Origin of the sequence: Mesorhizobium terrae, assembly GCF_008727715.1 — a bacterium.
Taxonomy (GTDB): domain Bacteria; phylum Pseudomonadota; class Alphaproteobacteria; order Rhizobiales; family Rhizobiaceae; genus Mesorhizobium; species Mesorhizobium terrae.
Genome location: NZ_CP044218.1, coordinates 3,609,652 through 3,636,431, shown reverse-complemented (window position 1 = coordinate 3,636,431; position 26,780 = coordinate 3,609,652). Strand labels below are relative to the sequence as shown.

22 protein-coding genes, 1 other RNA gene and 1 pseudogene are annotated in these 26,780 nt (G+C 65.6%); 5 read left to right on the top strand and 19 right to left on the bottom strand.

Going from position 1 to position 26,780, the window contains the following annotated elements:
* The first annotated feature begins 150 nt into the window (after positions 1–150).
* Positions 151–960 carry a hypothetical protein gene (locus tag FZF13_RS18715; protein ID WP_024923436.1) on the top strand — a complete coding sequence of 270 codons (810 nt, stop codon included), beginning with the start codon at positions 151–153 and terminating at the stop codon, positions 958–960.
* Between the two features lie 31 nt (positions 961–991).
* Here FZF13_RS18715 and murB read toward each other — a convergent pair whose 3' ends face one another.
* From murB to mraZ, 12 genes and pseudogenes are all read right to left on the bottom strand, one after another.
* The gene (gene murB, locus FZF13_RS18710; RefSeq protein ID WP_024923437.1) at positions 992–1,957 is read right to left on the bottom strand and encodes a UDP-N-acetylmuramate dehydrogenase; all 966 of its coding nucleotides are present in this window, start codon (positions 1,955–1,957) and stop codon (positions 992–994) included.
* Complete coding sequence (gene murC / locus FZF13_RS18705; protein ID WP_024923438.1) at positions 1,954–3,360, bottom strand: UDP-N-acetylmuramate--L-alanine ligase; 1,407 nt, start codon at positions 3,358–3,360, stop codon at positions 1,954–1,956. The genes murB and murC overlap by 4 nt, the downstream gene beginning before the upstream one ends.
* Positions 3,357–4,484 (bottom strand): undecaprenyldiphospho-muramoylpentapeptide beta-N-acetylglucosaminyltransferase, encoded by a 1,128-nt coding sequence (gene murG, locus FZF13_RS18700; protein ID WP_024923439.1) that lies wholly within the window; start codon positions 4,482–4,484, stop codon positions 3,357–3,359. Before murG ends, murC begins: the two co-directional genes overlap by 4 nt.
* A gap of 12 nt (positions 4,485–4,496) precedes the next feature.
* Positions 4,497–5,657, bottom strand: coding sequence for a putative lipid II flippase FtsW (gene ftsW / locus FZF13_RS18695; RefSeq protein ID WP_024923440.1), 1,161 nt, complete (start codon positions 5,655–5,657; stop codon positions 4,497–4,499).
* Positions 5,657–7,057: a UDP-N-acetylmuramoyl-L-alanine--D-glutamate ligase gene (gene murD, locus FZF13_RS18690; RefSeq protein WP_024923441.1), complete on the bottom strand. Its 1,401-nt coding sequence runs from the start codon at positions 7,055–7,057 to the stop codon at positions 5,657–5,659. Before murD ends, ftsW begins: the two co-directional genes overlap by 1 nt.
* Positions 7,058–7,064: 7 nt before the next feature.
* The gene (gene mraY / locus FZF13_RS18685; RefSeq protein WP_024923442.1) at positions 7,065–8,147 is read right to left on the bottom strand and encodes a phospho-N-acetylmuramoyl-pentapeptide-transferase; all 1,083 of its coding nucleotides are present in this window, start codon (positions 8,145–8,147) and stop codon (positions 7,065–7,067) included.
* Positions 8,148–8,169: 22 nt separating this feature from the next.
* Positions 8,170–9,600 carry a UDP-N-acetylmuramoylalanyl-D-glutamyl-2,6-diaminopimelate--D-alanyl-D-alanine ligase gene (locus tag FZF13_RS18680; RefSeq protein WP_024923443.1) on the bottom strand — a complete coding sequence of 477 codons (1,431 nt, stop codon included), beginning with the start codon at positions 9,598–9,600 and terminating at the stop codon, positions 8,170–8,172.
* Positions 9,597–11,045: a UDP-N-acetylmuramoyl-L-alanyl-D-glutamate--2,6-diaminopimelate ligase gene (locus tag FZF13_RS18675; protein ID WP_024923444.1), complete on the bottom strand. Its 1,449-nt coding sequence runs from the start codon at positions 11,043–11,045 to the stop codon at positions 9,597–9,599. Before FZF13_RS18675 ends, FZF13_RS18680 begins: the two co-directional genes overlap by 4 nt.
* A gap of 58 nt (positions 11,046–11,103) precedes the next feature.
* Positions 11,104–12,816, bottom strand: coding sequence for a peptidoglycan D,D-transpeptidase FtsI family protein (locus tag FZF13_RS18670; protein WP_024923445.1), 1,713 nt, complete (start codon positions 12,814–12,816; stop codon positions 11,104–11,106).
* A 176-nt stretch (positions 12,817–12,992) separates the two neighbouring features.
* A pseudogene (ftsL, locus tag FZF13_RS18665) lies at positions 12,993–13,358 on the bottom strand (cell division protein FtsL); the annotation flags it as partial.
* A 4-nt stretch (positions 13,359–13,362) separates the two neighbouring features.
* The gene (gene rsmH / locus FZF13_RS18660) at positions 13,363–14,379 is read right to left on the bottom strand and encodes a 16S rRNA (cytosine(1402)-N(4))-methyltransferase RsmH (RefSeq protein ID WP_024923447.1); all 1,017 of its coding nucleotides are present in this window, start codon (positions 14,377–14,379) and stop codon (positions 13,363–13,365) included.
* Positions 14,376–14,834 (bottom strand): division/cell wall cluster transcriptional repressor MraZ, encoded by a 459-nt coding sequence (mraZ, locus tag FZF13_RS18655; RefSeq protein WP_024923448.1) that lies wholly within the window; start codon positions 14,832–14,834, stop codon positions 14,376–14,378. Before mraZ ends, rsmH begins: the two co-directional genes overlap by 4 nt.
* Positions 14,835–15,249: 415 nt before the next feature.
* Here mraZ and FZF13_RS18650 point away from each other — a divergent pair, with 415 nt between their 5' ends.
* Positions 15,250–16,368: a cystathionine gamma-lyase gene (locus FZF13_RS18650; RefSeq protein WP_024923449.1), complete on the top strand. Its 1,119-nt coding sequence runs from the start codon at positions 15,250–15,252 to the stop codon at positions 16,366–16,368.
* A gap of 80 nt (positions 16,369–16,448) precedes the next feature.
* On the opposite strand, the gene rnpB is transcribed toward FZF13_RS18650, so the two are convergent.
* The 6 genes from rnpB to FZF13_RS18620 form a co-directional block, all read right to left on the bottom strand.
* An RNA gene (gene rnpB / locus FZF13_RS18645) (RNase P RNA component class A) lies at positions 16,449–16,844 on the bottom strand.
* 80 nt (positions 16,845–16,924) lie between these two features.
* The gene (locus FZF13_RS18640) at positions 16,925–17,689 is read right to left on the bottom strand and encodes a lytic transglycosylase domain-containing protein (RefSeq protein WP_024923450.1); all 765 of its coding nucleotides are present in this window, start codon (positions 17,687–17,689) and stop codon (positions 16,925–16,927) included.
* A 186-nt stretch (positions 17,690–17,875) separates the two neighbouring features.
* Positions 17,876–18,640 carry a peptidoglycan recognition protein family protein gene (locus FZF13_RS18635; protein ID WP_024923451.1) on the bottom strand — a complete coding sequence of 255 codons (765 nt, stop codon included), beginning with the start codon at positions 18,638–18,640 and terminating at the stop codon, positions 17,876–17,878.
* Positions 18,637–19,356, bottom strand: a complete 720-nt coding sequence (locus FZF13_RS18630; protein WP_024923452.1) for a J domain-containing protein — start codon at positions 19,354–19,356, stop codon at positions 18,637–18,639. The genes FZF13_RS18635 and FZF13_RS18630 overlap by 4 nt, the downstream gene beginning before the upstream one ends.
* A gap of 89 nt (positions 19,357–19,445) precedes the next feature.
* Positions 19,446–20,090 (bottom strand): Vgb family protein, encoded by a 645-nt coding sequence (locus tag FZF13_RS18625; protein ID WP_024923453.1) that lies wholly within the window; start codon positions 20,088–20,090, stop codon positions 19,446–19,448.
* Between the two features lie 64 nt (positions 20,091–20,154).
* Positions 20,155–21,375, bottom strand: coding sequence for a hypothetical protein (locus FZF13_RS18620; protein WP_024923454.1), 1,221 nt, complete (start codon positions 21,373–21,375; stop codon positions 20,155–20,157).
* Between the two features lie 119 nt (positions 21,376–21,494).
* On the opposite strand from FZF13_RS18620, the gene FZF13_RS18615 reads away from it, so the two are divergent.
* Together FZF13_RS18615 and FZF13_RS18610 are read left to right on the top strand one after the other, a co-directional pair.
* Positions 21,495–22,289: a DUF899 domain-containing protein gene (locus FZF13_RS18615; RefSeq protein WP_024923455.1), complete on the top strand. Its 795-nt coding sequence runs from the start codon at positions 21,495–21,497 to the stop codon at positions 22,287–22,289.
* A 5-nt stretch (positions 22,290–22,294) separates the two neighbouring features.
* Positions 22,295–22,600, top strand: coding sequence for a hypothetical protein (locus tag FZF13_RS18610; protein ID WP_024923456.1), 306 nt, complete (start codon positions 22,295–22,297; stop codon positions 22,598–22,600).
* 120 nt (positions 22,601–22,720) lie between these two features.
* Here the strand turns inward: FZF13_RS18610 and FZF13_RS18605 are convergent, their stop codons facing one another.
* Positions 22,721–22,954 (bottom strand): hypothetical protein, encoded by a 234-nt coding sequence (locus FZF13_RS18605; RefSeq protein WP_024923457.1) that lies wholly within the window; start codon positions 22,952–22,954, stop codon positions 22,721–22,723.
* Positions 22,955–23,135: 181 nt separating this feature from the next.
* Between FZF13_RS18605 and FZF13_RS18600 the strand changes: the two genes are divergently transcribed.
* Positions 23,136–26,780, top strand: a complete 3,645-nt coding sequence (locus tag FZF13_RS18600; protein WP_024923458.1) for a hydantoinase B/oxoprolinase family protein — start codon at positions 23,136–23,138, stop codon at positions 26,778–26,780.

Here is a 26,780-nt window from a genome sequence, read left to right as displayed (position 1 = left end):
GCCGCCGCAATTTCAAACAAAATGACCTGATTCCCACGACCGCTCCTGCAACCGAAACAACTCAAAATACAACCTGAGATACACGGCAATTGATTGAAATAGTGCATGGACGGAGTAGCTTGAATCAGCTGTTCACCACGGAGGGGAACCATGGCCAGGCCAGCACAAGATTGGATCGCATCCGCCGTCGCCATCACGCCTGGCTTCGAGACATCGGGAGATCCTTACCGCGCCGCTGTCGGCGATTTCGACGGCATGGGAATTTCCTGCGGCGCGCTGCAATGGAATATCGGCAAGGGCTCGCTGCAGCCTATGGTCATCGCTGTTGGGCAGGCCGAGGTTTGGGCGCTGATGCCCACCTTTGGACAGGAGTTGTGGGCGGCCTGCGGCACCTCGGTTTCGAGGGGGCTGGCCATCGTTCGCAGCTGGCAGAGCGGCACGACGCTGAGGGCCAGGCCGAAAGCCGAGTTGCAGGCGCTGATGGGCAGCCCGGCTATGCGCGAGCAGCAACGCATCCGGATAGAAGCGGTGGCGCAAAGGGCATTCGACCGCGCCGCCGCCTGGGCAAGCGAGGCCGGGCGGCCGGCGCCCTCGAAGCGGCTTTTCTGCTGGTTCTTCGACATCGTCACCCAGAATGGCGGGCTTGAAGGCCTGACGCCCGGACGGGTTTCCGATTTCATCCGGTTGAACAGTCCCGACCGCGTCGACGATTTGATCTGCGATTTCCTGGCGACGCGCGCCGGCCCCAGCGGCCACATAACCGACGCCAAGAAGAACGGCGCCGCCTGGCGCGACACCGCCGACGCCGAGAAACTGGAAATCCTGTGCATGAGCTATCTGCGCTCGGGAACGGCAGCGCCCAGATGGCGGCACGTCGTCCTCAACCGCAAGGGCACGATCGCCATGGGCAAGGGCTGGGTCAATTCCGCCAGATGGGATTTTTCGGCCCACGGCCTGTGACGGCGCCAAGCGCGACGCGAGGGGGCAGCGGCTAGAGCAGCTGCCCCTGGAATTCCTGCACCTCGTGCCCGGCGCGGAACTTGCCGATGCGCTTGATTTCCCAGTGCAGGCGGATGCCGGAATGTTCCAGCACGCGCTCGCGCACCGTCTCGCCGAGATTTTCGAGGTCATAGCCGGTCGCGGTGCCGGTGTTGATCATGAAGTTGCAGTGCATGGGCGACATCTGGGCGCCGCCCACCATCAGCCCGCGACAGCCGGCCTTGTCGATTTCCTTCCAGGCGGAAGTGCCTTCCGGGTTCTTGAAGGTCGAGCCGCCGGTCTTCTCGCGGATCGGCTGCACCGTCTCGCGATGGTGCTGCACGGCTTCCATCGCCGCCTTGATGACGTCCTTGTCTTCCGCGAAGCCTTCGAACAGCGCCGAGGTGAAGATGAGATCGGCCGGCGCCGCCGAATGCCGGTAGGCATAACCCATGTCGGCGTTGGTCAGCACATGCAGCTCGCCCTTGCGGTCAAGCGCCCGCACTTCCACGACCCGCTCGCGCGTCTCGACGCCATTGGCGCCGGCATTCATGCGCAGCGCCCCGCCGATCGCGCCCGGAATGCCGTGGTAGAAATGGAAGCCGCCGATACCGGCCTCGAGCGCCGCCGCCGCCACCCGCTTGTCGGGCGTCGCGGCCCCTGCCCTGATCTGGGTCGACCCGACCACCTCAGCCTCGCCAAAACCCTTGGCGGAAAGCCGGATGACGAAGCCGGAAATGCCGCCGTCGCGCACCAGAAGGTTCGAGCCGACGCCGACGATGGTCAGCGGCACGTCCTCCGGCACCGCCTTCAGGAAAGCGGCAAGGTCTTCCTCGTCGGCCGGCTGGAACAGCGCGTCGGCCAGGCCGCCGGCGCGGAACCAGGTGATCTTGTCCATCTCGGCATTGGGCGTGATGCGGCCGCGCAGGCCGGCCAGCCTGTCGCCGAGCTTTTCCAGCAGCGCATCGCCGCGTGTCATGATCCTGCCCCGGCAAGTTCCTTCGGCAGCGCATAGGCCCATTGCGTGATGTTGCCGGCGCCGAGGAAGACGACGAAGTCGCCGGCTTTCGCCAGACCGCGCACGATCGGCGCGATATCGGCAGGCCCTTCGATGTAGCGCGCGTCGCGATGGCCGCCGGAGCGGATCCGCGAGACCAGCGCGTCGGAGGTCGCCCCTTCGATCGGATCCTCGCCGGCGGTGTAGACCGGCGCCACCATCACCGTGTCGGCATCGTTGAAGCAGGACGAGAATTCGTCGAACAGATCGTGCAGGCGGCTGAAGCGATGCGGCTGGGCAATGGCGATGACGCGGCCCTTGGTGGCGTCGCGCGCGGCCTTCAGCACCGCCTTGATCTCGACCGGATGGTGGCCGTAATCGTCGAACACCTCGACCCCGTTCCACGAACCGGTGTGGGTGAAGCGGCGCTTGACGCCGCCAAAGGCGGACAGGCCCTTCTTGATCGCCTCGGCGGAAATCCCGAGCTCATTGGCGACGGCGATCGCCGCTGTCGCGTTGGAGACGTTGTGGCGGCCGGGCATCGGCAGGCTGAGATCGGAAATCACCGTCTCGCCGCCGCGCTTGCGGTTGCGGATGACGACGTCGAAGCGCGAGGTGGCGCCCTCCATGCGATGGTTGGCGAAGCGCACGTCGGCCTGCGTATTCTCGCCATAGGTGATGACGCGGCGGTCCTCGATGCGGGCGACCAGCGCCTGCACTTCCGGATGGTCGGTGCACATGACGCCAAAACCGTAGAACGGCACGTTCTCGACGAACTGGCGGAAGGCTTCGCGCACTTTGTCGAACGAGCCGTAGTGGTCGAGATGCTCGGGATCGATGTTGGTGACGACGGCGACATCGGCCGGCAGCTTCAGGAAGGTGCCGTCGCTCTCGTCGGCCTCGACCACCATCCATTCGCCGTCGCCCATGCGCGCATTGGTGCCATAAGCGTTGATGATGCCGCCATTGATGACGGTCGGGTCGAGCCCGCCGGCTTCGAGCAGCGTCGCCACCATCGACGTCGTCGTGGTCTTGCCATGGGTGCCGCCGATGGCGACCGCGTTGCGGAAGCGCATCAGCTCGGCCAGCATTTCGGCGCGGCGCACGACGGGCAGGTTCTTCTCGCGCGCTGCCGCGAGTTCGGGGTTGGCCTTCTTGATGGCGGTCGAGACCACCACCACCTCGGCCTCGCCGAGATTTTCGGCGCGGTGCCCGACGAAGCACTCGATGCCCTTGTCGCGCAGGCGCTGCACATTGGCGCTTTCGGCCTGGTCGGAACCCTGCACCTTGTAGCCGAGATTGTGCAGAACCTCGGCAATGCCGCTCATGCCGATGCCGCCGATGCCGATGAAATGCACGAGCCCGATCGTCTGCGGCATCTTCATGCGCTTCTATCCTTCCTGAATTCTTCCACGGTTCTGCGCGAGGCAATAGCCTCTGTCAGGTCGGCGAGCAACCGCGCCGCGTGTGGGCGTCCGACCGACTTCGCCGCAGCCGCCATGCCGGCCAGCCGCTCCGGTTCCTCCATCGCCACACCAAGCAGCCCGGCGACCACCTCCGGCGTCAGCGTCGATTGCGGGTGCACCTCACCGCCGCCGGCCGCCGCCAGCGCGGCGGCATTCGCCGCCTGGTCATGGTCGAGCGCGTGCGGATAAGGCACCAGCAGCGCCGGCCGGCCGATCACGGCGATCTCCGAAACGGTCGAGGCGCCGGAGCGCGAAATCACCAGATGGGCGGCGGCGATGCGCTGCGCCATATCGGTGAAGAAGGGCGAGACCTGCGCTTCGATGCCGAGCCTCGCATAGGCGTCCTTGACCCTGCCGACATCGTCGGCGCGCGCCTGCTGGACGACGGAAAACCGCCGCCGCTGGTTTTCGGACAGCAGCGCGATTGCCGCGGGGATGGCATCTGAGAAGAACTGGGCGCCCTGGCTGCCGCCGAACACCAGAAGGCGGAAGGGATCCTCGCCGGCCGACGCGACATAGGGCGTCTTGGCGGCTTCGAGCACGGGCGGCCGCACCGGGTTGCCGGTGGTGACGGTCTTGGCGCCGGCGATGCTGGCGTCCTCGGGCAGGAAGCCACCGGCGATGGCGTCGACCCTGGCCGACAGCGCCCGGTTGGCGCGGCCCATCACAGCGTTCTGCTCATGGATGACGGTCGGCACCTTGCGCCGCGTCGCCGCGAACACCGGCGGCAGCGTCGGATAGCCGCCGAAACCGACAACCACTTCGGGCTTGATGCGGCCGATGACGCTGGAAGCCTGCCTGACGCCCTGCCAGATGCGCCACATCGCGCCAGCCAGCGCGAACGGGTTCTTCGAACCCATGGTGGCGGCGCGGATCGTGTGCACGGCCGTTGCCGGAAAATGCGCGGCAAAGCGCGAAGCGCGGTCGTCGGTGGCCAGATGCACCGCCCAGCCGCGTCCGATCAGCTCATGCGCCAGCGCCTCTGCGGGAAACAGGTGTCCGCCGGTGCCGCCGGCCGCGAGTAGAATAACCCCCTTTGCCATATGTGCGCCGATCTACTCCGCCGGCATGACGCGCGAGGCGTAGCCTTGCAGGCCGCCCAGCGACTTGCGTTTCTCGGGCTTCTTGCGGGTCAATGCCAGCACCATGCCCATGGAGATGGCGATCGCGATCTGCGAGGAGCCGCCATAGGAGATGAAGGGCAGCGTCATGCCCTTGGCCGGCATCAACTGCAGGTTCACCGCCATGTTGATGATCGACTGCAGGCCGAAAATGGTGACCAGGCCGCCGATGGAATAACGCGTGAAGTCGTCATGCTCCTTCAGCGCCGTGTTGAGGCCGCGCAGCACGATGAAGGCGAAGATGGTCATGATGAAGAAACACATGATCAGCCCGTATTCCTCGCCCGCCACCGAGAACACGAAGTCGGCGTGGCTGTCGGGAATGACGCGCTTGACCGTGCCCTCGCCCGGTCCGACGCCGAACCAGCCGCCATTGATCAGCGCCTCCTTGCCCATGTCGACCTGATAGGTGTCGCCCTCGCCGGTCAGGAAGCGGTCGATACGGCCGGCGACGTGCGGCAGGATCGTATAGGCCGCGAACACGCCGGTGGCGCCCATTGCGCCCAACACGACGATCCACAGCCACGACAGGCCGGCCATGAAGAACATGATGCCCCAGGTGCCGGTCACCAGCATAGTCTGGCCGAAGTCAGGTTGCGCCACCAGAAGCGCCACGACGAGGCCGAGCAGGATCATGGCCAGCACATTGCCTGGAATGTCGGGCTGGCGCTTGTGTTCGGCGAACAGCCAGGCGCACAGCACGACGAAGGCCGGCTTGAGGAATTCGGAAGGCTGTACCGACAGGCCGGCGAAGGAAATCCAGCGGCGCGCGCCCTTTACCTCCACGCCGACGAACAGCACCGCCACCATCAGCACCAGCATGATGCACAGCATGATGACGGCCATGCGCCGTATCTGCCGTGGTTCGAGGAAGGACACGGCCAGCATCACGCACAGCGCCGGCACGGTGAAGATGATCTGGCGCGTGGCGAAATGGAACGGGTCGAGGCCGATGCGCTGCGCCACCGCCGGGCTGGCGGCGAAGGACAGCACGATGCCCAGTCCCATCAGCGACAGGAACGCCGCCAGGAACCATCGGTCGATGGTCCACCACCAGGTTGCAACGGGGCTTTTGTCGAGACGGCTGGCGGCCATTATCGTGTCCCTCCGATGGGTTTCACGCCATCAATAGCAGCGACGGCTTGCCTGAAGGCTTCGCCGCGCACCTCGAAATTCTTGAACTGGTCGAAGGAGGCGCAGGCCGGCGACAGAAGCACCACCGCCTCGCCGCTCTCGTCCCGGGCGGCTTCCGCCGCCGCGCGTTCCACCGCGGTCGCCAGCGTGCCGGCGATCTCGTAGGGCACCGCCTCGCCGAGCGTCGCCGAGAAGGCCGGGGCGGCCTCGCCGATCAGATAGGCCTTGGCGATGCGCGGGAAGAAACCGCGCAGCGGTTCGATGCCGCCTTCCTTGGGCAGGCCGCCCGCGATCCAGTAGATACGCGGGAAAGACGACAGCGCCGGTGCGGCGGCATCCGCATTGGTTGCCTTGGAATCGTTGATGAACAGCACGTGATCCTTGCGGGCGACCTGCTCCATGCGGTGCGCGAGGCCCGGGAAGCTCTCCAGCCCGGCCTGGATCTCGCCGAGTTCCAGCCCGACTTTCAGGCAGGCGGTGACCGCCGCCAGCGCGTTCTGCGCGTTGTGCTGACCACGCAGCGAGCCGATGCCCTCCAGAAAGCCGACGCGGCTGTAGCGCCCGTGCACGGCTTCCATCAGATTGGTGCCGTCGGCAAAATAGCCGTCGGTGAGCGGCAGCCGCTTGGAGATGCGGATGACTTCCTTGCCGGCGCGCTCGAGCCGGTCGGCGATCTGCGCGCACCAGGCGTCGTCGACGCCGATGATCGCGGTTTCGGAACCCGCCACCAATTGTTCCTTGATCGACGCGTAGTGCTGCATCGTGCCGTGCCGGTCGAGGTGATCCGGCGTCAGGTTGAGCAGGATGCCGGCGGTCGGGTTGATCGAGGGTGCGAGATCGATCTGGTAGGACGAACACTCCACCACATAGTGGCGGCCCGCCGCAGGCGGATCGAGCGTCATCACGGCGCGGCCGATATTGCCGCCCATCTGGGTGTCGCGTCCGGCCGATTTCAGGATATGCGAAGTCAGCGCCGTGGTCGTCGACTTGCCGTTGGTGCCGGTGATGGCGATGAAGGGTGCATCCGCCTGCAGCCTGTTGCGCTCGCGCGCGAACAGTTCGACGTCGCCGATCACCTCGACGCTTGCCGCGCGCGCCAACTCCACCACCCAATGCGGCTTGGGGTGGGTCAGCGGCACGCCGGGCGACAACACCAGCGAGGAAATGCCCGCCCAGTCGGCGCCGCGCAGATCGCCCGTGGTAACGCCCTGCTCCTGTGCCCTCGCCACGCTCTCGGGATTGTCGTCCCAGGCCAGCACTTCGGCGCCGCCCTCGATCAGGGCACGCGCGGTCGCGATGCCGGACCCACCGAGCCCGAACAGTGAAACGCGTCTGCCTGCGAAGGATGTAGCCGGGATCATGCAGGGCCTATCGCAGCTTGAGGGTGGAGAGGCCGATCAGCGCCAGGATGACGGCGATGATCCAGAAGCGGATGACGACCTGGCTCTCGGTCCAGCCGAGCTTTTCGAAATGGTGATGGATCGGCGCCATCAGGAACACACGCTTGCCGGTCATCTTGAAGTAGCCGACCTGGATGATCACCGAGAGGATTTCCAGGACGAACAGGCCGCCGATGATGGCCATGACGATCTCGTGCTTGACCGCGACCGCCACCGTGCCGATCAATCCGCCAAGCGCCAGCGAACCGGTATCGCCCATGAAGATCGCCGCGGGCGGCGCGTTGAACCACAGGAAGCCGAGGCCGGCGCCGATCACCGCGCCCAGGATCACCGCCAGTTCGCCGGTGCCCGGCACGAAATGGATCTGCAGATACTCCGCGAACACCGCGTTGCCCGACAGATAGGCGATGACGCCGAAGGAGGCGGCCGCGATCATGATCGGCACGATGGCGAGGCCGTCCAGACCGTCGGTCAGGTTCACGGCGTTGCCCGCGCCCACCACCACGAAGGCGGCGAAGGGGATGAAGAAGAAACCGAGATTGATGATCAGTTCCTTGAAGAACGGAAAGGTCAGCGAGGAGGAGAACGGCGGCTGGCCGCTGCGCATGATGATCCAGGCGGCGATGCCGGCGATGATGAATTCGAGCGCCAGGCGCGCCTTGCCGGAAAAGCCGAGATGCGACTGCTTGGTGACCTTGAGGTAGTCGTCATAGAAGCCGATGGCGCCGAAGCCGAGCGTGACGAACAACACTACCCAGACATAGATGCTGGTCAGGTTCGCCCACAGAAGCGACGAGCCGATGATGCCGGTCAGGATCATCAGCCCGCCCATGGTCGGCGTGCCGGCCTTCTTGAAATGCGTCTGCGGCCCGTCGGCGCGGATCGGCTGCCCCTTGCCCTGGCGCACACGCAGCGAATTGATGATCGTCGGCCCGAAGATGAAGACGATGAGGGCGGCCGTGATCAGCGCGCCGCCGGTGCGGAAGGTGATGTAGCGAAAGACATTGAAGACCGTGACGTGGTCGGCAAAGTCGACGAGAAGCCAGAACATGCGTTTTCGTCCCCCGGGGCCTTCAAATCTGCGTTGCGGCGGTCTCCGCCGGAAATGTCTTGACCAGAGTGTCGACCAGCTTGGCGAAGCCGATACCCTTCGATGACTTGACCATCACCACGTCGCCCGGCTGCAAGGCCTTGATGAGCGCAGGCTTCAGCGCGTCGGTGGTTGGCATGTAAGTGACGTTCGCCTCGGCCGGCAGCGCTTCCGCCAGGGCCTGCATATCAGGTCCGGCGAGCAGCACCATGTCGGCGCCCGCCTCCGTTACAGGCTCGGCCAATGCGGCATGCAGCTTCTGCGACTGCGAGCCCAGTTCCAGCATGTCGCCGAGCACGGCGACGCGGCGTCCGCCTTCGGCCACCGGCGTGTCGCGCAGCAGCGTCAACGCCGCGCGCATCGAGGTCGGGTTGGCGTTGTAGCTTTCGTCGATCAGCGTCGCCGTGCCGCCGGGCAGGCCGAGCACATGGCGCAGGCCACGGCCCGGTGCCGCCGACAGGTCGGCCAGGGCCTCGGCGATACGCGTAACCTCGGCGCCGACGAGATGGGCCGCACCCAGCACCGCCAGCGCATTCTGCGCGATATGCCGTCCTGGCGCACCGACGCGCGCCACCAATTCCTTGCCGGCGATCTTGACGGTGATGACCGAATGGTCGGCCGCAAGCACGCAGTCGACCAGGCGATAGGTGGAGCGCTGCGCCTCGCCGAAGCCGAAGACATGGGCGACACCGGCCTGGCGCGCCATCTTAGCCAGCAGCGTCGAGCGCGGGTCGTCGCGGTTGAGCAGCGCCGCGCCTTCCGGCTCCAGCCCTTCGAAGATTTCGGCCTTGGCCTTGGCGATCTCGTCCAGATTGCGGAAGAAGCCGAGATGGGCGGCCGCGATCAAAGTGACGATGGCGACATGCGGGCGCACCATCTTCACCAGCGGCCGGATCTCGTCGGGATGGTTCATGCCGATTTCGAAGACGCCGTAGTCGGTGTCCTGCGGCATGCGCGCCAAGGTCAGCGGCACGCCCCAATGGTTGTTGAAGGAGGCGGCCGAGGCATGCACCTTGCCGACCACGGACAGGACGTGACGAAGCGCTTCCTTGGTGGTGGTCTTGCCGACAGAGCCGGTCACCGCGATGATCCTGGCGCGGGAACGCGCGCGCGACGCCACGCCGAGCTTTTCAAGCGATGCCAGCACGTCGGGCACCACGATCATCGGCGCGGTCAGCCGGCCAAGCGCCGGTAATTTGCCTTCGGCGACGATGAGAACGCCGGCGCCGGCCTTGATGGCGGCGGTGGCGAAGTCGTGCCCGTCCATCGCGTCGCCCTTGATGGCGAAGAAGGCCTCGCCCGGCTGCAATGTGCGGCTGTCGATGGAAATGCCGCTGACGCCTTCCGGCATGGCGCCGATCGGGCGGCCGTCAAGGGCGGCAACAAGGGCGTCGGCGGTCCACAGATGGCTCATGCGGCACGCTCCCTGAGTGCGGCGCGCACCTCCTCGTGATCGGAGAACGGCAGCGTTTCGGCGCCGACGGTCTGCCCTTCCTCATGGCCCTTGCCGGCCACGATCAGCGTGTCGCCGGCATCGAGCATCGCCACCGCTTCGTGGATCGCCTTGCGGCGGTCGCCGATCTCGATGGCGCCGGGCGCCGCCGCCATGATGGCGGCGCGGATTTCTTGCGGCACTTCCGAGCGCGGGTTGTCGTCTGTGACGATGACGACGTCGGCCAGTCGCGTGGCGATCTCGCCCATGATCGGGCGTTTGCCGCGGTCGCGGTCGCCGCCGCAGCCGAACACCACCAGGACGCGACCGGTGGTGAAGGGCCGCACCGAGGACAGCACATTCTCCAGCGCGTCCGGCTTGTGGGCGTAATCGACATAGACCGGCGCGCCGACCGAGGTCGTACCGACCAGGTCGAGCCGACCGGGCGCGCCCTTCAGCTTTTCGAGAGCAGCCAGGGCCTTGGCCGCCGGCGTGCCGGTGGCCATCGCCAGCCCGGCCGAAACCAGCGCATTATAGATCTGGAAGTCGCCGGCCAGCGGCAGGTCGATCTCGTAGATGACGCCGTCGGCCTCGATTTCGGCCCGCTGCCGATGGCGCTCGTGCTCGACGCGCTTGAGTTGCAGGAAATCACCATGGCGGCCGACGGTGAGCACGGAAAGCCCGGCCGCTTTTGCGGCGGCAACGGTCGGGGCCGACCACGGGTCGTCGGCGAAGATCACCGCCGGCGCGCCCTTGGGCAGCAGCGCATCGAACAGGCGCAGCTTGGCGCGGTGATAGTCCTCGACCGTCGGGTGGTAATCCATATGGTCGCGACCGAGATTGGTGAACGCGCCTGCAGCGAGCTTCACGCCGTCCAGCCGGCGCTGGTCGAGGCCATGGCTGGAGGCTTCCATCGCGGCATGGGTGACGCCGGCGTCGGCCAGTTCCTTGAGCAGGCGGTGCAACGCGACCGGGTCCGGCGTGGTCAGCGAACCGTATTCGTCGCGGCCTGGCGCTACGACCCCGGTAGTGCCGATGGAGGCGGCGGCAAACCCCGCATGGTCCCAGATCTGGCGGGTGAAGGCGGCGACCGAGGTCTTGCCGCTGGTGCCGGTGACGGCGACCATGGTTTCAGGCTGGCCGCCGAAGAAACGGGCTGCCGCGAGCGCCAGCGCGTGGCGCGGATCATCCACGGAGATCACCGGCACGCCGAGGCCGGAAAGGCCGGCACCGCGCGCGGCAACGATGGCCGATGCACCGCGCTTGGCAGCGTCCGCGGCAAAGGTCGCGCCATCGGCCTTCGAGCCAGCCAGCGCAAAGAACAGATTGCCGGTACGGACCTGCCGCGAATCCGAAGCGACGCCGGTCACCGCTGTGTCGGAGGAAGCCTCGACAGGCAGGACACCGGCTAGATCTCTAAGTTTCATCGAACCCCAGTCATTGCAACAAAACGGCGCGCATCCCGGCGCGCCTCTTAAGAATCACTCAGTAGGACACCATCGTTGCCGCATTTTCTTGGCCGAAATCGGGCTTGACGCCAAGCATCGGCGCCGAGCGGCGGATGATGTTGGCCACCATCGGCGCGGCGTTGGAGCCGGCGGTGGCGCCCATGCCGGGCTTTTCCGGCTTCGGCTCGTCGATGATGGTCAACACGATATATTGTGGATCGTCCATCGGGAACGCCGCCACGAAGGCGTTGAAGCGGACATCCTTCGAATAACGGCCGTTGATGACCTTTTCCGCAGTGCCGGTCTTGCCGCCGACGCGATAGCCGGCGACTCGGGCGTTCTTGCCGGAGCCTTTTTCGGCGTTCAGCGTGTAGAGATAGCGCATGCCCTCCACGGTCTTCTCGCTGACCACCTTCTTGGCGACGTCCATCGCCTGATCGGCGGTGCGGGTCAGGAAGGTCGGCTGGATCAGGAAGCCGCCATTCATCAGCGCCGCGCAACCGACCGCCGTTTGCAGCGGCGTGGTCGAGATGCCGTGGCCGAAGGCGGCGGTGATCGAATGCACCTTCTTCCAGACTTTCGGCTCAGTGGGCTTGGCCACTTCCGGCAGTTCGGTCTTCATCTTTTCCAGCACGCCGAGGCGGTGCAGGAACTCGCGGTGGCCTTCGATGCCGACGACGTCGGCTTCCTTGGCCGAGCCGATGTTGGAGGAATAGATGAACACTTCCGGCACCGACAGAACGCGGCCCTTGCCGTGGAAGTCGCGGATGGTCTGGCGGCCGATGGTGATCGGACGCGAGGCATCGAACTTGGAGTCCATCGTCACCTTGCCGGAATCCAGCGCCATGGCGGTGGTGAAGCTCTTGAAGGTCGAGCCCATCTCGTAAAGACCGGCCGACATGCGGTTCAGCCGGTCCTTCTCCTGGGCGTTATAAGGATTGTTGGGATCGAAATCCGGCACCGAGGCCATCGCCATCACTTCGCCGGTCTTGATGTTGAGCACGACACCGCCGGCGGCGATCGCATGATACTTCTCCATCGCGGTCGCGACCTCGTCGCGCACGATGTGCTGGACGCGCAGGTCGATCGACAGCTTGACCGGCTTCAGATCGCGGGCAACGGCGAGGCCCGACTGCTGCAGGTCGGCCAGCCCCTGATCGTCGATATACTTCTCCATGCCGGAGATGCCCTGGTTGTCGATGTTGGTCAGTCCGACAACATAGGAGGTCGTCTCGCCGGCAGGATAGAAGCGCCGCTTCTCGGTGCGGAAGCCGATGCCGGGAATGCCGAGCTGCATGATTTCCGACTGCTGCTTCGGCGTCAGCTGGCGCTGTAGCCAGACGAAACCGGCACCGCTCTTCAACTTCTTGTAGGTCTGCTCGTAATCGATTTCCGGCAGCACGGTCGCCAGCTTCTCGATCGCCTCGTCGGCATCGACCATGTGGCGCGGCTCGGCGAACAGCGACGACGTCCTGATGTCGGTGGCCAGAACCTCGCCATTGCGGTCGACGATGTCGGGCCGCGAAGCCGTCACCCGGCTGGGCGGCGGGCCGGAATCGCTCGGCCCCTGGAAGCCCAGCCACACCAGCCGACCGGTGATGGCGATGTAGATGCCGAAAAACACCGTCATCGTCATGACGACGCGGGTGCGCGTCTTGCCGCCGGTCGCCTTGCGGGCGCTGTCGAGGACGATCGAGCCGTTGTCGCTGCGCGGCGAACGTTTCAGGAGCTTGTTGAGAACGCCGATCATTCGTCAGCTCCAGCCTCGATCTGTTGCGCGATCTTGTCCAGTGAAGTCGGCTTGGCGGCGCTGGCCGCCTTGTCCTTCGCCACGGGTTTCGGCTTGGCGACGGCGGCAATCTTCTTGTCGGCCGGCTTCGCCTTGTCCGCGGCCTTGGCTGCCAGCTTTGGTTTCTCCGCCGCCTTGTCCTTGGCGATCGATGCGGTCTTTTCCTTGTCGATGCCGGCAGCGCCATTCTCGGCCATGATGTCTTCGATGGAGAGCGGCGGCCGCTGCGGCAGGTCATCCAGCCCGACCACCTGGCGCGCATCGACGGACTGGAGATTGAGCTGTGTCTTGTAGAGTTCGGTCAGCTTCTGCAGGCGGGCCGGCTGCGTCAGCAGGCTCCAGTCGGCCCTGAGCAGTTCGATCGTCTCTTCCTCGGTGCGTATCTGAGACTGCAGCTTGTAGACCGCGGTCTGCTGCACCTCGGCGTCGCGCTTGATCTTGTAGGTCATGGCCGCCGCCGAGACCATGACGGCGATCAGGATGATGTCACTGGTACGGAACACGCGCTCACCTCTCGCCCGGCTTGCTGACGCCGGGAAGTTTTGGAAGGCCGAAGATGGACAGGTCGCCCGCGCGGGCCGGCGCCTCGGTGCGGATCGCGGCGCGCAGCCTGGCCGAACGCGCGCGCGGATTGGCGGCAAGCTCGGCCTCGCCCGCCGTCACGCCGCCGCCCGCCTTGCGGAACGTGGCGGTGCGGATCTGCGTCTCCGGCATATGGCGCGAGCCGGCCGCCTGTTCGGAGCGGTCGGCGATGAAGCGCTTGACGATGCGGTCTTCCAGCGAATGAAAGGTGACGACGACGAGCCGCCCGCCGGGCCTGAGCACCCGCTCGGCGGCGATCAGTGCCATGGCCAGTTCGCCAAGCTCGTCATTGACGAAGATGCGCAGCGCCTGGAACACCCGCGTCGCCGGGTGGATCTTGTCGCCCGGCTTGCGGCCGATATGGGTTTCGATGGCGTCGGCGAGATCGAGCGTGCGCTCGAACGGCTTCTTCTCGCGCCGCGTCTCGATCATGCGGGCAATGCGGCCCGAATGGCGCTCCTCGCCGAGAAAGCCGAAGATGCGGGCAAGGTCGCCCGCCTTGAAGGTGTTGACCACGTCGGCGGCGCTCATCCCCGACTGCGCCATGCGCATGTCGAGCGGACCGTCGAAACGGAAGGAAAACCCGCGTTCGGCCTGGTCGAGCTGCATGGACGAAACGCCGATGTCAAGCACGACGCCGTCGACGCCCTCGGCATGCTGGTCGAGCGTCGAAAAAGGCGCATGGACGAGGCGGAGCCTGCCGTCGGCCTGCTGTTCAAGCGCCCTGCCCGCTGAAATCGCGTCCGGATCGCGGTCGATGGCAATCACCGATGCGCCGCTGTCTAGAACCGCCCTGGTGTAACCGCCCGCGCCGAAAGTGCCGTCGACGATCACCTCGCCGCGCTGCGGCGCCAGTGCCTCGACGACCTCGGCGAGGAGGACCGGAATGTGGCGGGCCGGTCCGCCAGCGGCGTGGAGATCATCGCCGTGGCCCGCCGTCATTCCGGCCGCTCCCCTGGCTTCGTCCCCTGCCGAAGATGCAAGAGCCTGGACCGCGCGGCCGCCCCATAGGCGGCCAGCCGTCCCGGCTCCCATATCTGGAAAAAACTGCCCCTCCCCACGAAGGCCACTTCGGTTGTTATTCCGGTATGCTCGCGAATGAAATCGGTCAACGTGACGCGCCCATCCTGATCCAGCTTCAGGAAGGTGCCGTCGCCATGGCAGAAGAAGGACATGTCGTCCGCCGTCTGCAGGAACGGATCCTCCTGCGCAATGCGTTGCTCGTAACGGTCGAGCAGATCGAGCCCGCCGACATCCATCGCCGCCTGGTCCAGGCAGCGCAGTGCATAGAGTTCCGAATAGCCGCGTTTCTGCAGGACCGTGCGGAAATGCGCAGGCACCGAGACGCGCCCCTTGGCGTCGATCCGGTTCACCGCGCTTGATAGAAAACGGTCCATGACGCGCTACAGCCGCTTGCGCCGCTGCACCTCTCAACATCCTCGCAGCCATGCCGCCGCGGCACGGCCCCTTCACCAGGCCCACCGCGCCGGACGGAGCGAAAAACGACACACGCACAGCCGACGCGGTTGGCCGTTCGGCGTACGCTTCACCCTGACACGAAACGAAGGCTTGATTAGCGAGATGGGATATCATGGGGTATCATGGGCGTCAACGGGAACAGGCTTCACAAACCCCTTAGAAGGTGACATTGCGGGCACTGCCGTATTTATCCTCCATTAAGCCTAACGAAGTGTTTAAGAGTGGCTCCGCCCTTGCCCCGGCAAGCAGCGAGGCATAGCGTTTGAAATGCTCGCCCGAGCGCCGCTTCGACGCTTTCCAACCCTCTCCAGAGACCTTTTCCCGAGATCCGCCATGTCCGAAACAGCTCCCTCCCGCGCCGCCGGGCTCCTTCATCTCAGGCGCGACGGTCTGTCCAAGGGCGATTCCATTCCCCTACCGCTGACGATGGCATCCACCTTCCATGCGCCCGGCGATTCGACCGGCTTCCATCAATATGGCCGGTTCTCGAACCCGACCTGGGATGGAACCGAAGAGATGCTGTCTTATCTGGAGAACGCGCCGGCCCTTGCCTTCCCGTCGGGCATGGCGGCGATTTCCGCGGCGTTCTTCGCGCTTCTGAAAACCGGCGACCGCATCCTCTTGCCGACCGACGGCTACCACACCACACGCATCCTGGCTGATCGCTTCCTGCGCGCCTTCGGGGTCCATTTCGACACCCGCCCGACAGCCTCCTTCCTCGACGGCGGTTTTGACGGCTACCGGCTGGTCTTCGTCGAAAGCCCTTCCAATCCGATGCTGGATATCTGCGACATCGCGGCCGCCGCCGAAGCGATCCACAAGGCCGGCGGCCTGCTTATCGTCGACAACACCACCATGACGCCCTTCGGCCAGCGCCCGCTCGACCTCGGCGCCGACATCGTCGTGGCGGCCGACACCAAGGCGCCGAACGGCCATTCCGACGTGCTGGCCGGCCATGTCGCCAGCCGCAACGCTGACGTCATGGCGGCCGTGAAGGAATGGCGCACCACTTCGGGCAGCATTCCGAGCCCCTTCGACGCCTGGCTGCTGCATCGCGGGCTGGAGACGCTCGATGTGCGTTTCGACCGCATGTGTACATCGGCAGAGCTGATCGCGCCGCGCATCAAGGCGCATCCGGCGGTCAAGGCGCTCCGCTTTCCCGGTCTCATCGGCGACCCGTCGCACAACCTTGCCAGCACGCAGATGGAGCGCTTCGGCTTCCTCATCAGCTTCGTGCTCGGGTCGGAAGACGAGGCCGAGAATTTCATCAATGGCTGCGAACTGATGGCCGCCGCCACCTCCTTCGGCGGGGTCCACACCTCGGCCGAGCGCCGCACCAAGCGCGGCGACGCCGTGCCGCCCGGTTTCGTCAGGCTGGCGATCGGCTGCGAGCCGGCGGAGGATTTGTGGGCTGCGATCAAGGCATCGCTGGACAGGATTGCGGCGGCTTAGGCGGCGCGGCTGAATCAAACTCCGAACGACCTGAATCGAAATCCGATCAAGTCGCCCGAAGCCACTGAAATCCTGAGAAAAATGCCAGCCGGCCTATAAGCCGGGTTCTGTATGGCCCCGCCCCTTGCGGAGCGGAACGTGGCGGCCATTCATCTTGGGCGCATGTTGCCATACGCCTCACGCAACCTACCCGGGCGGTGGGCCGGAAACAGCCCTGAGGGTTTCCCCTCGTACCGCCCCTATTCGGTTTTGCTCCCGGTGGGGTTTGCCCTGCCGCTCCCGTTGCCGGTCGCGCGGTGGGCTCTTACCCCACCCTTTCACCCTTGCCGCGGAGAACCGCGGCGGTTTGCTTTCTGTGGCACTTTCCCTGGGGTCGCCCCCGCCGGCCATTAACCGGCACCGTGTCTCCATGGAGCCCGGACTTTCCTCACCCGCAGCCTTTCGGCTCTTGCTGGTGCGGCCGCCCGGCCGGCTGGCAGGGCGTATAAAGGCATTCGCAAGCGAAAAGGCAAACGAAAACCGCAGCCGGCTCAAATGGGTCCCAAGGAGATCGTGCTTAGCTGGCGCCGCCGAGCTGCGCCTGCACCTTCCGGCAATAGGCCGCCGAGATCGGGTTCATGCGCTTGGCGGCATGGCCGGCATTGTATTTGAGAATGGTGCCGCAGGTGGTGCCGCCGCTGAGCTCCTGCGCCATCGCCAGATACTTCATGCCGTATTTGATGTTGGTCTCGGGGTTGTGCAGCCCGTTGGCCGAGCCGCTGTAGCCCATCATGCGCGCGGTGGCAGGCTTGATCTGCATCAGGCCGATCTCGCCGGCGCTGCCGACCATACCGGGCCGGTAGTTGCTTTCGACCTTGATGACGGCATGCGCCAGCCTGGCCGGCACGCCGTAGCTGGCGGCATAGCGGGCGACGATATCGGAATAACGCACGTCGGTTCCACCGGCGTAATAAGGCTTGGTGGTGCGCGGCGCGATCGAGGCTGTGGTCGTCATGTCGACCATCACTTTCCTCCTGGCCTTGCCGACCCTGTCGCCCTTGCTGACCCTGTCGCCCTTGGCGACCTTGACCGTCTTGCCGGCCTTGGTGTTCGACGCGGTCTTGTTGTCCTTCGCGCAGCCGAACAGATAGGGGCACGGCTCGGCAGCGGTCTTGGAGCGCGCCACGACCTGCTTGGCCTTGGCCGGCTTGGCTATCGTCTGATTGGCGGCTGGGGCGGTCTGGTCAGCCCTTGGACTGGCCGCGGCGCTATCCTGCGACGTGAAGGCAATAGAAATCATCCCGGCAGCAAAGGCTGCCGCTACAACGAACGGTTTTTGCATACGATCCTGTTTTTCTTGGCCGCGCGAAGAACTTCGCGCTACATCCTGTCATGAATGACGAACTAGCCTTGGCAATAGTCCGGCATTGGTGTGGACTTGCCTTTGAAACCCGATTTGGCGGCAATGAAGGCCGGGCAATTCAATTCATATTACAAATTGTAATATTAAACGGAAGCGCAACGATGGTCAGGCTAGACTTGCCGCCGCGGAAGCAACCAGCCGCTTCAACGTCCTGATCGTCGAGCCATCGGCGACGCCGTCGACGAGGCGCGGCCGGAAATGACGCTGGAAGGCCTCTACCGCGATCCGCGTGGCGGGGTCGAAAATCCTCGTGATTCCAAGACCATAGCCGTAAAGCGCCAGCAGCGACTGCAATTCCTCGACCTGAGCGCCCTGGTCGCCTTCGCGCAATGCCGCCCCTTGCCGGATCGGCGCCGCGGGCACCAGATGGCCGATGCCGGCAGCATGCAGCGCCTTCCACGGAAACCTTTCGCCGGGATCGACCTTGCGACCGGGTGCCACATCCGAATGCGCCAGAATACGTTCCGGCACGACGCCGTGGCGAGCCACAATCCCGGCGCAAAGCCCGATCACCGCCTCGATCTGCCGCTTCGGATAAGGCGGATAATCCAGGGAATGGCCGGGATTGACGATCTCGATACCAACGGAAGCCGAGTTGATGTCGGCATGGCCGCGCCAGAAACTCTTGCCCGCGTGCCACGCACGGTCGCTTTCGCGCACCATCTGCACGATCCGCCCGTCCTTGTGCACCAGATAATGCGACGACACCTCGCTCGCCGGGTCGCACAACCAGGCTTCGGCGCCTTCTCCGCTCGCCATGCCCGTATAGTGCAGCACGATCATGTCTGGCCGGAACGGTCCGCGGCGCGGGCCGAAATTGGGCGATACCCTGACGTCTGCTCCGGCATGGTCGGGCGAAAAGCCGCTCATGCCGGGGCGAGGTCCCGTTCGATCAACTCGTAGGCCGCGTTGATCGCGGCAACACGCGTCGTCGCGATCTTGATGAATTCCTGCGGCAGGCCGCGCGCGATCAGCCGGTCCGGGTGGTTTTCGGACACCAGCTTGCGGTAGCGCTTCTTCACCTCGGTGAAGGGCTGGCCGCGCTCGATGCCGAGCACGACATAGGGGTCGTCGGCGCCAAGATGCACATGCCGCGCCATGATACGCTGGTAATGCACGTCCTCGATGCGGAAGATTTCGGCGACCCGGTGCAGGAACTGCCCTTCCCGCTCATGCAAAACGCCGTCGGCGGTGGCGATGTGGAAGAGACCGTCGAGAATATCTTCCAGCATCATGCAGTTGGCGTGGCCGGAGCCGCACAGCCCCGCCATCTTCTCGGCATAGGCCTCGAAGCCGGCAACGTCCTGCTTGGCCAGATCGTAGAGCCGCGCCACATTATGCGTCTCTTCCGGCGGCACTTCGAAAATCTCGCGGAAAGCGCGGATTTCGTCCTGGGTGACGACGCCGTCGGCCTTGGCCATCTTGGCCGACAGCGCGATCATCGCCACCGAGAACGAGACGCGCCGGCGCAGTTCCGCGTCGCCGGAAAACACCGTGCGCACGGCCTCGACCACCTCGGCGATGCCAGCCGTGGCGGAGGCGGAAAGGCGGGCGATGAAATCACCAATGCGGTCCCAAATCGACATGCGCTTCTCTTAGAACCAAGCGCATGGCGCTATCAAGGCACGATCGCGTCATGGGCCGGTTCGGCGAAAGCCGTTTGAGCGATAACGCCCTAGGCGGCCGTCCGGTTCGGCCGGCGCACCGCCCTTATCTTGCTGGAGTGGCCGCCGCCGCAGAAGAAGCGGTCACCGCCGTCGGATTCAAGCCCGGAAACGCCTGAGCCGGCCGGCAACTCCAGCCGTTCCAGCACCTCTCCGGTCTTCGGATCGACACGCCGGACCTCACTCTCCTCGCCATCCCACATGCCGTGCCAGAGTTCGCCGTCCACCCAGGTCACCCCGGTGACGAAGCGGTTGGAGGAAATCGTGCGCAGGATGGTTCCCGTCTCCGGATCGATCTGGTGGATCTTGCAATCGCGATACTGCCCCACCCATAGCGAGCCCTCGGCCCAGGCAAGGCCGGAATCGCCACCGCCGCCGGGTGCCGGGATCGTTGCCAGAACGCGCCCGCTCGCTGGATCGATCTTCTGGATGCGGTCCTCGGCGATCTGGTAGAGATGCTGGCCATCGAAAGCAGTTCCGGCATGCGCGGCAACATCGATCGAGCGCACGGTTTCGCCGCTTGCCGGGTCGAGCGCGTTCAATCTGTCGCCGGAGGCGAACCAGACATTGCGGCCATCGAAGGTCACGCCAGCCACCTTTTCGACGCCCGGAAAGGGACCGTATTCGCGGATGATTTCGGCGGCGGTGCGTTTCATGGTTCAGCCTCGTGTTTCAATATTGGAGCACGGAGCCCTGCGGCTCCTGTCCTTCAAAGCCACTCTAGTCGCTCGGCAGCGGTCCCGGGAGTAACAAGGCTGTCGGGAAACCCGGCACCGGCGGCGTCATCCAGCGAACCGCCCGGCCACGGCCGAACGAGTGGACCTTGCCGGCCGCGGCCAACTGCTCCAGCGCCCGCTGAACCGTGCGCGGGCTGGCGCCGAGCGCGAGTGCCAGAGCCGAGCTCGACCAGGCTTCGCCATCGGCCAGGAAAGCCAGCACCGCCGCATTTTCCTCCTCGACGGGCGGTGCCAGCACCACCGCATCGGCGGACCGGCGCGGCGCAAGCGCAAAACCCTCGCTGGTCGCGTTCACCTCGACCAGCATCCTGAGTTCCGCGCGCAGGCGACCGATCTCGACCCTCAGCCGCGCACGATGCGATTCATCGGCATATTTCGCGCCAAAGGCACGCAGCAGAAGTGTGCTTCGGGACACATCGCCCGGCCACGCTTCAGCCAGTTCGCGCACAAGGGCGAACAGCACCGGGCGCGTCGCCAGCGGCACCACGATGCCGCCGCCGCGCACGACGTTGCGGCAGGCGTCGACCACCAGCGACCCGGACGCCAGCAGCGTCTCGACCTCGTCGAGCAGCAAGGGGCGTGCCTGCCCATGGGCGATCAGCCGCGCGGCGGGTGCCTCAAGCACCACGGCGGCGCTCTCCACCTCGGCGATCAACGCGCCGATGCCCGACTGGCGCGCTGCCTCGCCGGCCCGCGCAAGAGCGGCCCGCGCAGCCCTGGTCTGCAGGCGCCGGATCGCGATGCCGGCCGCCGCCAGCTCGCGCGAAGCCCTTGCCGCCGGTGGCAAGGGTCCGACGTCGGCTTCCGTCAGCAGGCGTTCGGCTTCGTCGAGGCGGCCGATCAACAGCAGGCGCCGGATTTCGAGATTGCGCGCGTGAGCAGCGTTGACGCGATCACCATGGGCTTCCAGCGTCGCTCGGGCGGCATCGAGCGCCTTCACCGGCCAGCCGAGGTCGCGCGAGACCAGCGCGATCTCGGCTTCGGCGACGACACAACGCGCGCGCGCCACCGCTTCCTTCGGACCAAAGGCACGCGCCGCGTTCTTGAGCAGCATCTTTGCCCGGGCGAAGTCGCCAAGCTGCGCCATGGTGATACCGCGCAAAGCCAGCGCCGGCGCGTCATCGCGCAGGCCGACCCGCTTCAAGGCGCCAAGCGGATCACCGGCCGCCAGAGCGCGGGCTGCCGCGGTGATCAGCGAGTCCATGGCAATCCCGTCAAATTTGTAACTCCCGCCATCGCGCGCTCCGGGCTTAGCCTGATCCTATTCCGAAGCAAACGGCCGGACCAGTGACGGTCCGCCGAGAGTTCACAAGGAGACGTTCGATGACGATGCATGTGACAGGAACGCGCAAACAATGGCTCGAAGCGCGGCTCGACCTGCTCGCGGCCGAAAAGGAATTGACGCGGCGCAGCGACGCACTGGCCGAGCTGCGCCAAAAACTGCCATGGGTGCGGATCGACAAGGACTATCGCTTTGACACCGCCGCCGGCAGCGCCTCGTTGGTCGACCTCTTCAAGGGCCGCTCGCAGCTGCTCGTCTATCATTTCATGTTCGGCCCCGACTACAAGGCCGGTTGCCCCTCCTGCTCCTCGATCGCCGACGGCGTCAACGGCAGCGTCGTGCACCTCGAAAACCATGACGTTGCCTTCACCGCCATCTCGCGGGCACCGCTGGAAAAGCTGCTCGCTTACAGGCAGCGCATGGGATGGAGCTTCGACTGGGCTTCCTCCTTCGGCAGCGATTTCAACAGCGATTTCGGCGTCTGGTTCAGCGAAGAGCAGCAGCGCGCCGGCATCGACTACAACTATCGCCGCGAGCCAGCGATGGCTGGACCAGCAGCGGAACTGACCGACAGCAAATCGCAGCCGCGCGACGACGACAGTCCGGTCGCCCAGTTTGCCGCCACGACCGGAACCGACGCTGCCACCTTCTTGCGCGATCTGCCCGGCCTCAGCGCCTTCGTGTTGGAAGACGGGCAGGTCTACCACACCTATTCCGCCTATTCGCGTGGCCTGGACGGTATCTGGGGCATGTATCAGTGGCTGGACCGTGCTCCCAAAGGCCGCAACGAAACCGGTTTCTGGTGGCGCCGCAACGACGAATACGGTCGGGCGTAACGACTATGTTCGCGCTTGATCGAACCGGAAGCAACACGCCCAACGGGCCGCGCGGCGCAACGGCAGGCTTCACGGATTGGCTCTGCCTCGCTGCCACGCCGACCTTCGCTGCAATGGCGCTGCTCAGCGCCGTCACCGGAGGGGCGGACATGATCTGCTCCTCCATGGCGGACGCCCTGCCGCTCAACGGCATGGTGATGATGTATCTGCTGATGAGCGCTTTCCACCTGCCGCCCTGGCTGCGGCTCGTTGCCGGCCGCGCTGGCAGGTCGGTCGATGCAGACCGGCCGGATCGCGGATTTTCCGTCTGAGACCAGAACGTCTCGACAACTGACCGCTAGAAACCAAGAAAAAGGCCGGGACACGCCCGGCCTTCTTCGTTTTTGCGCGGCCGGCATCGACCGGCCGCTTCAAGCCAGGACTTCCCGCGCTTATTGCGCCGGTGCCGTGGAGTTCGGCTGCGCCGGCTTCATGGTGTTGTCGGCTGGCGGCTGCGCCTGCGGGGTCGCAGGCTTCATCGGCTGCACGTCGGCGGGAGGCGGCGTCGTGCTTTCCGTCGTGGTCTTGTCCGTGCCGGTACCACTGCCGCCGCCGCTGTTTTCACTGCAGGCGGCGACACCGAGCAACAGCAACGCCGAAACCGAGGCAAGAACGAGGTTTTTCATCGCTTTTCTCCTTCGCAACTTCACCCCCTTGTGAAGGGCGGCATCGGTTCAATGCCGCAGACGCGCATCCGTTTCGTCACATTGCGTTTCGCTCTGTAACAGCCGAACCCACGCGATCGGCCGTTGCCGGGCCGCGCCATCGGCTCTAACAGGGAGGGCAATGGCATCGAGAGGACGGTCGATGAACGGAAAATGGGACTTCTGGATCGACCGCGGCGGTACCTTCACCGACGTCATCGGGCGCGGACCGGACAGTGCGCTCCATCCCATGAAGCTGTTGTCGGAAAACCCGGAGGCCTACCCCGACGCCGCCATCCATGGCATTCGCACCTTGCTCGGCCTCGCGCCCGGCACGGCCATTCCGGCCGATGCCATCGGCGAGGTGCGCATGGGCACCACGGTCGCCACCAACGCGCTGCTGGAGCGCAAGGGCGACCGCGTCTTGCTGCTCATCACCAAGGGTTTTCGCGATGCGTTGCGCATCGCCTATCAGGCGCGCCCCGACATCTTCGCCAAGGAGATCATCCTGCCCGAACAGCTCTACGAGCGCGTCGTCGAGGTGGACGAGCGGGTGCGCGCTGACGGCTGCGTGGAACGGCTTCTCGACATCGCCAATGTCAAGCCGGCGATCGAACAGGCCAAGGCCGACGGCATCGACGCTGTCGCCATCGTCTTCATGCATGCCTGGAAATATCCCGAGCATGAGAAGGCGGTGGCCAAGGTCTGCCACAAAGCCGGCTTCTCGCAGGTTTCGGTGAGCCACGAAGTGTCGCCGCTCATCAAGCTGGTCGGGCGCGGCGATACCACAGTGGTCGACGCCTACCTGTCGCCGATCCTGTCGCGCTACGTGCAGCGGGTGGCGGGCGAACTGGGCATCGTGTCGGCACAGCCCAGCGAGCGCTCGGCCGCGAGCCCGAGACTGACGTTCATGATGTCCTCGGGCGGCCTGACCGCGGCCGACAAGTTCCAGGGCAAGGACGCGCTGCTGTCCGGCCCGGCCGGCGGTGTCGTCGGCATGGTGGAAACCGCGCGGCTCGCCGGCTTCGAGAAAGTCATCGGCTTCGACATGGGCGGCACCTCGACCGACGTCGCCCATTATGACGGCGACTACGAACGCGCCTTCGACACCGAGGTCGCCGGCGTGCGCATCCGCGCACCGATGATGCGCATCCACACCGTCGCCGCCGGCGGCGGCTCGGTCTTGCATTTCGAGGCCGGCCGCTTCCGCGTCGGCCCGGACTCCGCCGGCGCCAATCCCGGCCCCGCCAGCTATCGCCGCGGCGGCCCGCTCGCCGTCACCGACGCCAATGTCATGCTGGGCAAGCTGCAGCCCGATTTCTTCCCGTCGATCTTCGGCCCTGGACAAGACCGGCCGCTGGATGCCGAGGCGGTACGGGCAAAATTTATCGCGCTGGCAACGGAGATCGGCGACGACCGCAGCCCCGAGGCGGTGGCCGAAGGCTTCGTCACCATCGCGGTGGAAAACATGGCCAACGCCATCAAGAAGATTTCGGTGCAGCGCGGCTACGACGTCACCGAATATCTGCTGAACTGCTTCGGCGGCGCCGGCGGCCAGCATGCCTGCCTGGTGGCCGATGCGCTCGGCATGGAGGCGGTGCTGATCCATCCGCTTTCCGGCCTTCTGTCAGCCTATGGCATCGGCCTGTCCTCGGTGTTCGCATCGCGCCAAAAGGCGTTGCTGGCGCCGCTTGCCGAGAGCGCGCTGGCTGAGATCGAGGACGCGCTGGCTGCCCTGCGCGAGGCGGTTGTGAACGAGCTTGCGGAGCAAGGCGTCGCGGCAACCGGCATCGAGACGAGGCCGGTGCTGCATATCCGCTATGACGGCACCGACACCGCTCTGCCGGTCGATTTTTCCGCTGGCTCCATTGAGGCGGCGAAGCGCGATTTCGAGGCCATGCACAAGGCGCAGTTCGGCTTCGTCTATGCCGACAAGCCGATGATCGTCGAAACCGGCGCTGTCGAGGGATGGGAACAAGCCCGGAATGGCCTGGGCGAGGCCAGTGCTCCGCTCGCGAAAATCGACGCGGCAGCTCCAGAGACCAGACGGGTCTATTGCGAGGGTAAATGGCACGAGGCCGGCATTTTCCGGCGTGAGGCGATGAATGCCGGCAACAAGGTCGCCGGCCCCGCTTTGATCATCGAGCCGAACCAGACCATCGTCGTCGAACCCGGCTGGCGGGCCGAGATCACGGCGCGCAACCATGTGCTCTTGCGCCGCGCGGAGAAAAAGCAACGCCGCGCGGCACTCGGCACCGAAGCCGACCCGGTCATGCTGGAGGTGTTCAACAACCTGTTCATGTCGATCGCCGAGCAGATGGGCGTGACGCTGCAGAACACCGCCTATTCGGTCAACATCAAGGAGCGGCTCGATTTCTCCTGCGCCGTCTTCGATCGCAACGGCGCGCTGGTCGCCAACGCCCCGCACATGCCGGTGCATCTGGGCTCGATGGACCGCTCGGTCGAAACAATCATCCGCCTCAACCAGGGCGACATCCGGCCGGGCGACGTCTTCGCCCTCAACGCCCCTTACAATGGCGGCACCCATCTGCCGGATATCACCGTGGTGACGCCGGTGTTCGACGACGCACGGGAGAACATCCTGTTCTGGACCGCCTCGCGCGGCCACCATGCCGATGTCGGCGGAACGGCACCCGGTTCGATGACCCCGCTGGCAACCACAGTCGACGAGGAAGGCGTGCTGTTCGACAATTTCCGACTGGTCGAGCAAGGCCGATTCCGCGAGACAGAACTCGTCCACCTGCTGACCGACCATCGCTACCCTGCCCGCAATCCCGCCCAGAACGTTGCCGACCTCAAGGCACAGATCGCCGCCAACGAAAAGGGCGTCGCCGAGCTGCGCCGCATGGTCGAGCATTTCGGCCTCGACGTCGTCGAAGCCTATATGGGCCATGTCCAGGACAATGCGGCCGAAAGCGTGCGGCGCGTGCTCGACCGGCTGCCGGACAGTTCCGCCTATGCCTATGCCACCGATACCGGCCAGGTCATCAAGGTCAGCATCGCCATCGACCGCGGCAGGCGCCAGGCCACCGTCGACTTCACCGGCACCTCGCCGGTGATGAAGAACAATTTCAACGCGCCGGAGCCGGTGGCGCGGGCGGCCGTGCTTTACGCCTTCCGCGTCATGGTCGAGGACAACATCCCGATGAACGCTGGCTGCTTGCGGCCGATCACCATCGTCATCCCGGACGGCTCGATGCTCAAGCCGGCCTACCCTGCCGCCGTCGTCGCTGGCAATGTCGAGACCTCGCAGCACGTCACCAACGCGCTGTTCGGCGCCATGGGCGCCATGGCCAACGCGCAGGGCACGATGAACAACCTGACTTTCGGCAACGATCGCTACCAATACTACGAGACCATCTGCTCGGGCTCGCCGGCGGGGCGCATGAATGACGGCCGCGGCTTTGCCGGCACGTCCGGCGTACACACCCACATGACCAATTCGCGCCTGACCGACCCGGAAATCCTCGAATTGCGTTTCCCCGTGCTTTTGGAGGACTTCCGCATTCGCCAAGGCTCCGGCGGCAAGGGTCGCTGGAGCGCCGGCGATGGCACCCGCCGCTCGATCCGTTTCCTGGAGAAGATGGAGTGCGCGATCCTCTCCTCGCACCGCTCGCGCCCGCCGCAAGGCCTCGATGGCGGCGGCGACGGCGAAGTGGGCTCGACCAAGGTGCGCCGCCTCGACGGCCGCGTCGATGTGCTGAAAGCCTGCGACCAGACCGTGCTGGAGAAAGGCGAGGCGGTGATCGTGACGACGCCGACGCCGGGCGGCTATGGCGCGGGATGA

Coding starts and splice junctions, on each gene's coding strand:
- FZF13_RS18680 (WP_024923443.1), bottom strand. CDS start 9,600: ATGAGCCATCTGTGGACCGCCGACGCCCTTGTTGCCGCCCTTGACGGC.
- murB (WP_024923437.1), bottom strand. CDS start 1,957: ATGACACGCGGCGATGCGCTGCTGGAAAAGCTCGGCGACAGGCTGGCC.
- murC (WP_024923438.1), bottom strand. CDS start 3,360: ATGAAGATGCCGCAGACGATCGGGCTCGTGCATTTCATCGGCATCGGC.
- murG (WP_024923439.1), bottom strand. CDS start 4,484: ATGGCAAAGGGGGTTATTCTACTCGCGGCCGGCGGCACCGGCGGACAC.
- FZF13_RS18715 (WP_024923436.1), top strand. CDS start 151: ATGGCCAGGCCAGCACAAGATTGGATCGCATCCGCCGTCGCCATCACG.
- FZF13_RS18650 (WP_024923449.1), top strand. CDS start 15,250: ATGTCCGAAACAGCTCCCTCCCGCGCCGCCGGGCTCCTTCATCTCAGG.
- FZF13_RS18625 (WP_024923453.1), bottom strand. CDS start 20,090: ATGAAACGCACCGCCGCCGAAATCATCCGCGAATACGGTCCCTTTCCG.
- ftsW (WP_024923440.1), bottom strand. CDS start 5,657: ATGGCCGCCAGCCGTCTCGACAAAAGCCCCGTTGCAACCTGGTGGTGG.
- FZF13_RS18610 (WP_024923456.1), top strand. CDS start 22,295: ATGTTCGCGCTTGATCGAACCGGAAGCAACACGCCCAACGGGCCGCGC.
- FZF13_RS18635 (WP_024923451.1), bottom strand. CDS start 18,640: ATGAGCGGCTTTTCGCCCGACCATGCCGGAGCAGACGTCAGGGTATCG.
- FZF13_RS18640 (WP_024923450.1), bottom strand. CDS start 17,689: ATGCAAAAACCGTTCGTTGTAGCGGCAGCCTTTGCTGCCGGGATGATT.
- FZF13_RS18620 (WP_024923454.1), bottom strand. CDS start 21,375: ATGGACTCGCTGATCACCGCGGCAGCCCGCGCTCTGGCGGCCGGTGAT.
- FZF13_RS18600 (WP_024923458.1), top strand. CDS start 23,136: ATGAACGGAAAATGGGACTTCTGGATCGACCGCGGCGGTACCTTCACC.
- FZF13_RS18630 (WP_024923452.1), bottom strand. CDS start 19,356: ATGTCGATTTGGGACCGCATTGGTGATTTCATCGCCCGCCTTTCCGCC.
- FZF13_RS18670 (WP_024923445.1), bottom strand. CDS start 12,816: ATGATCGGCGTTCTCAACAAGCTCCTGAAACGTTCGCCGCGCAGCGAC.
- rsmH (WP_024923447.1), bottom strand. CDS start 14,379: ATGACGGCGGGCCACGGCGATGATCTCCACGCCGCTGGCGGACCGGCC.
- FZF13_RS18615 (WP_024923455.1), top strand. CDS start 21,495: ATGACGATGCATGTGACAGGAACGCGCAAACAATGGCTCGAAGCGCGG.
- mraZ (WP_024923448.1), bottom strand. CDS start 14,834: ATGGACCGTTTTCTATCAAGCGCGGTGAACCGGATCGACGCCAAGGGG.
- FZF13_RS18605 (WP_024923457.1), bottom strand. CDS start 22,954: ATGAAAAACCTCGTTCTTGCCTCGGTTTCGGCGTTGCTGTTGCTCGGT.
- FZF13_RS18675 (WP_024923444.1), bottom strand. CDS start 11,045: ATGAAACTTAGAGATCTAGCCGGTGTCCTGCCTGTCGAGGCTTCCTCC.
- murD (WP_024923441.1), bottom strand. CDS start 7,057: ATGATCCCGGCTACATCCTTCGCAGGCAGACGCGTTTCACTGTTCGGG.
- mraY (WP_024923442.1), bottom strand. CDS start 8,147: ATGTTCTGGCTTCTCGTCGACTTTGCCGACCACGTCACGGTCTTCAAT.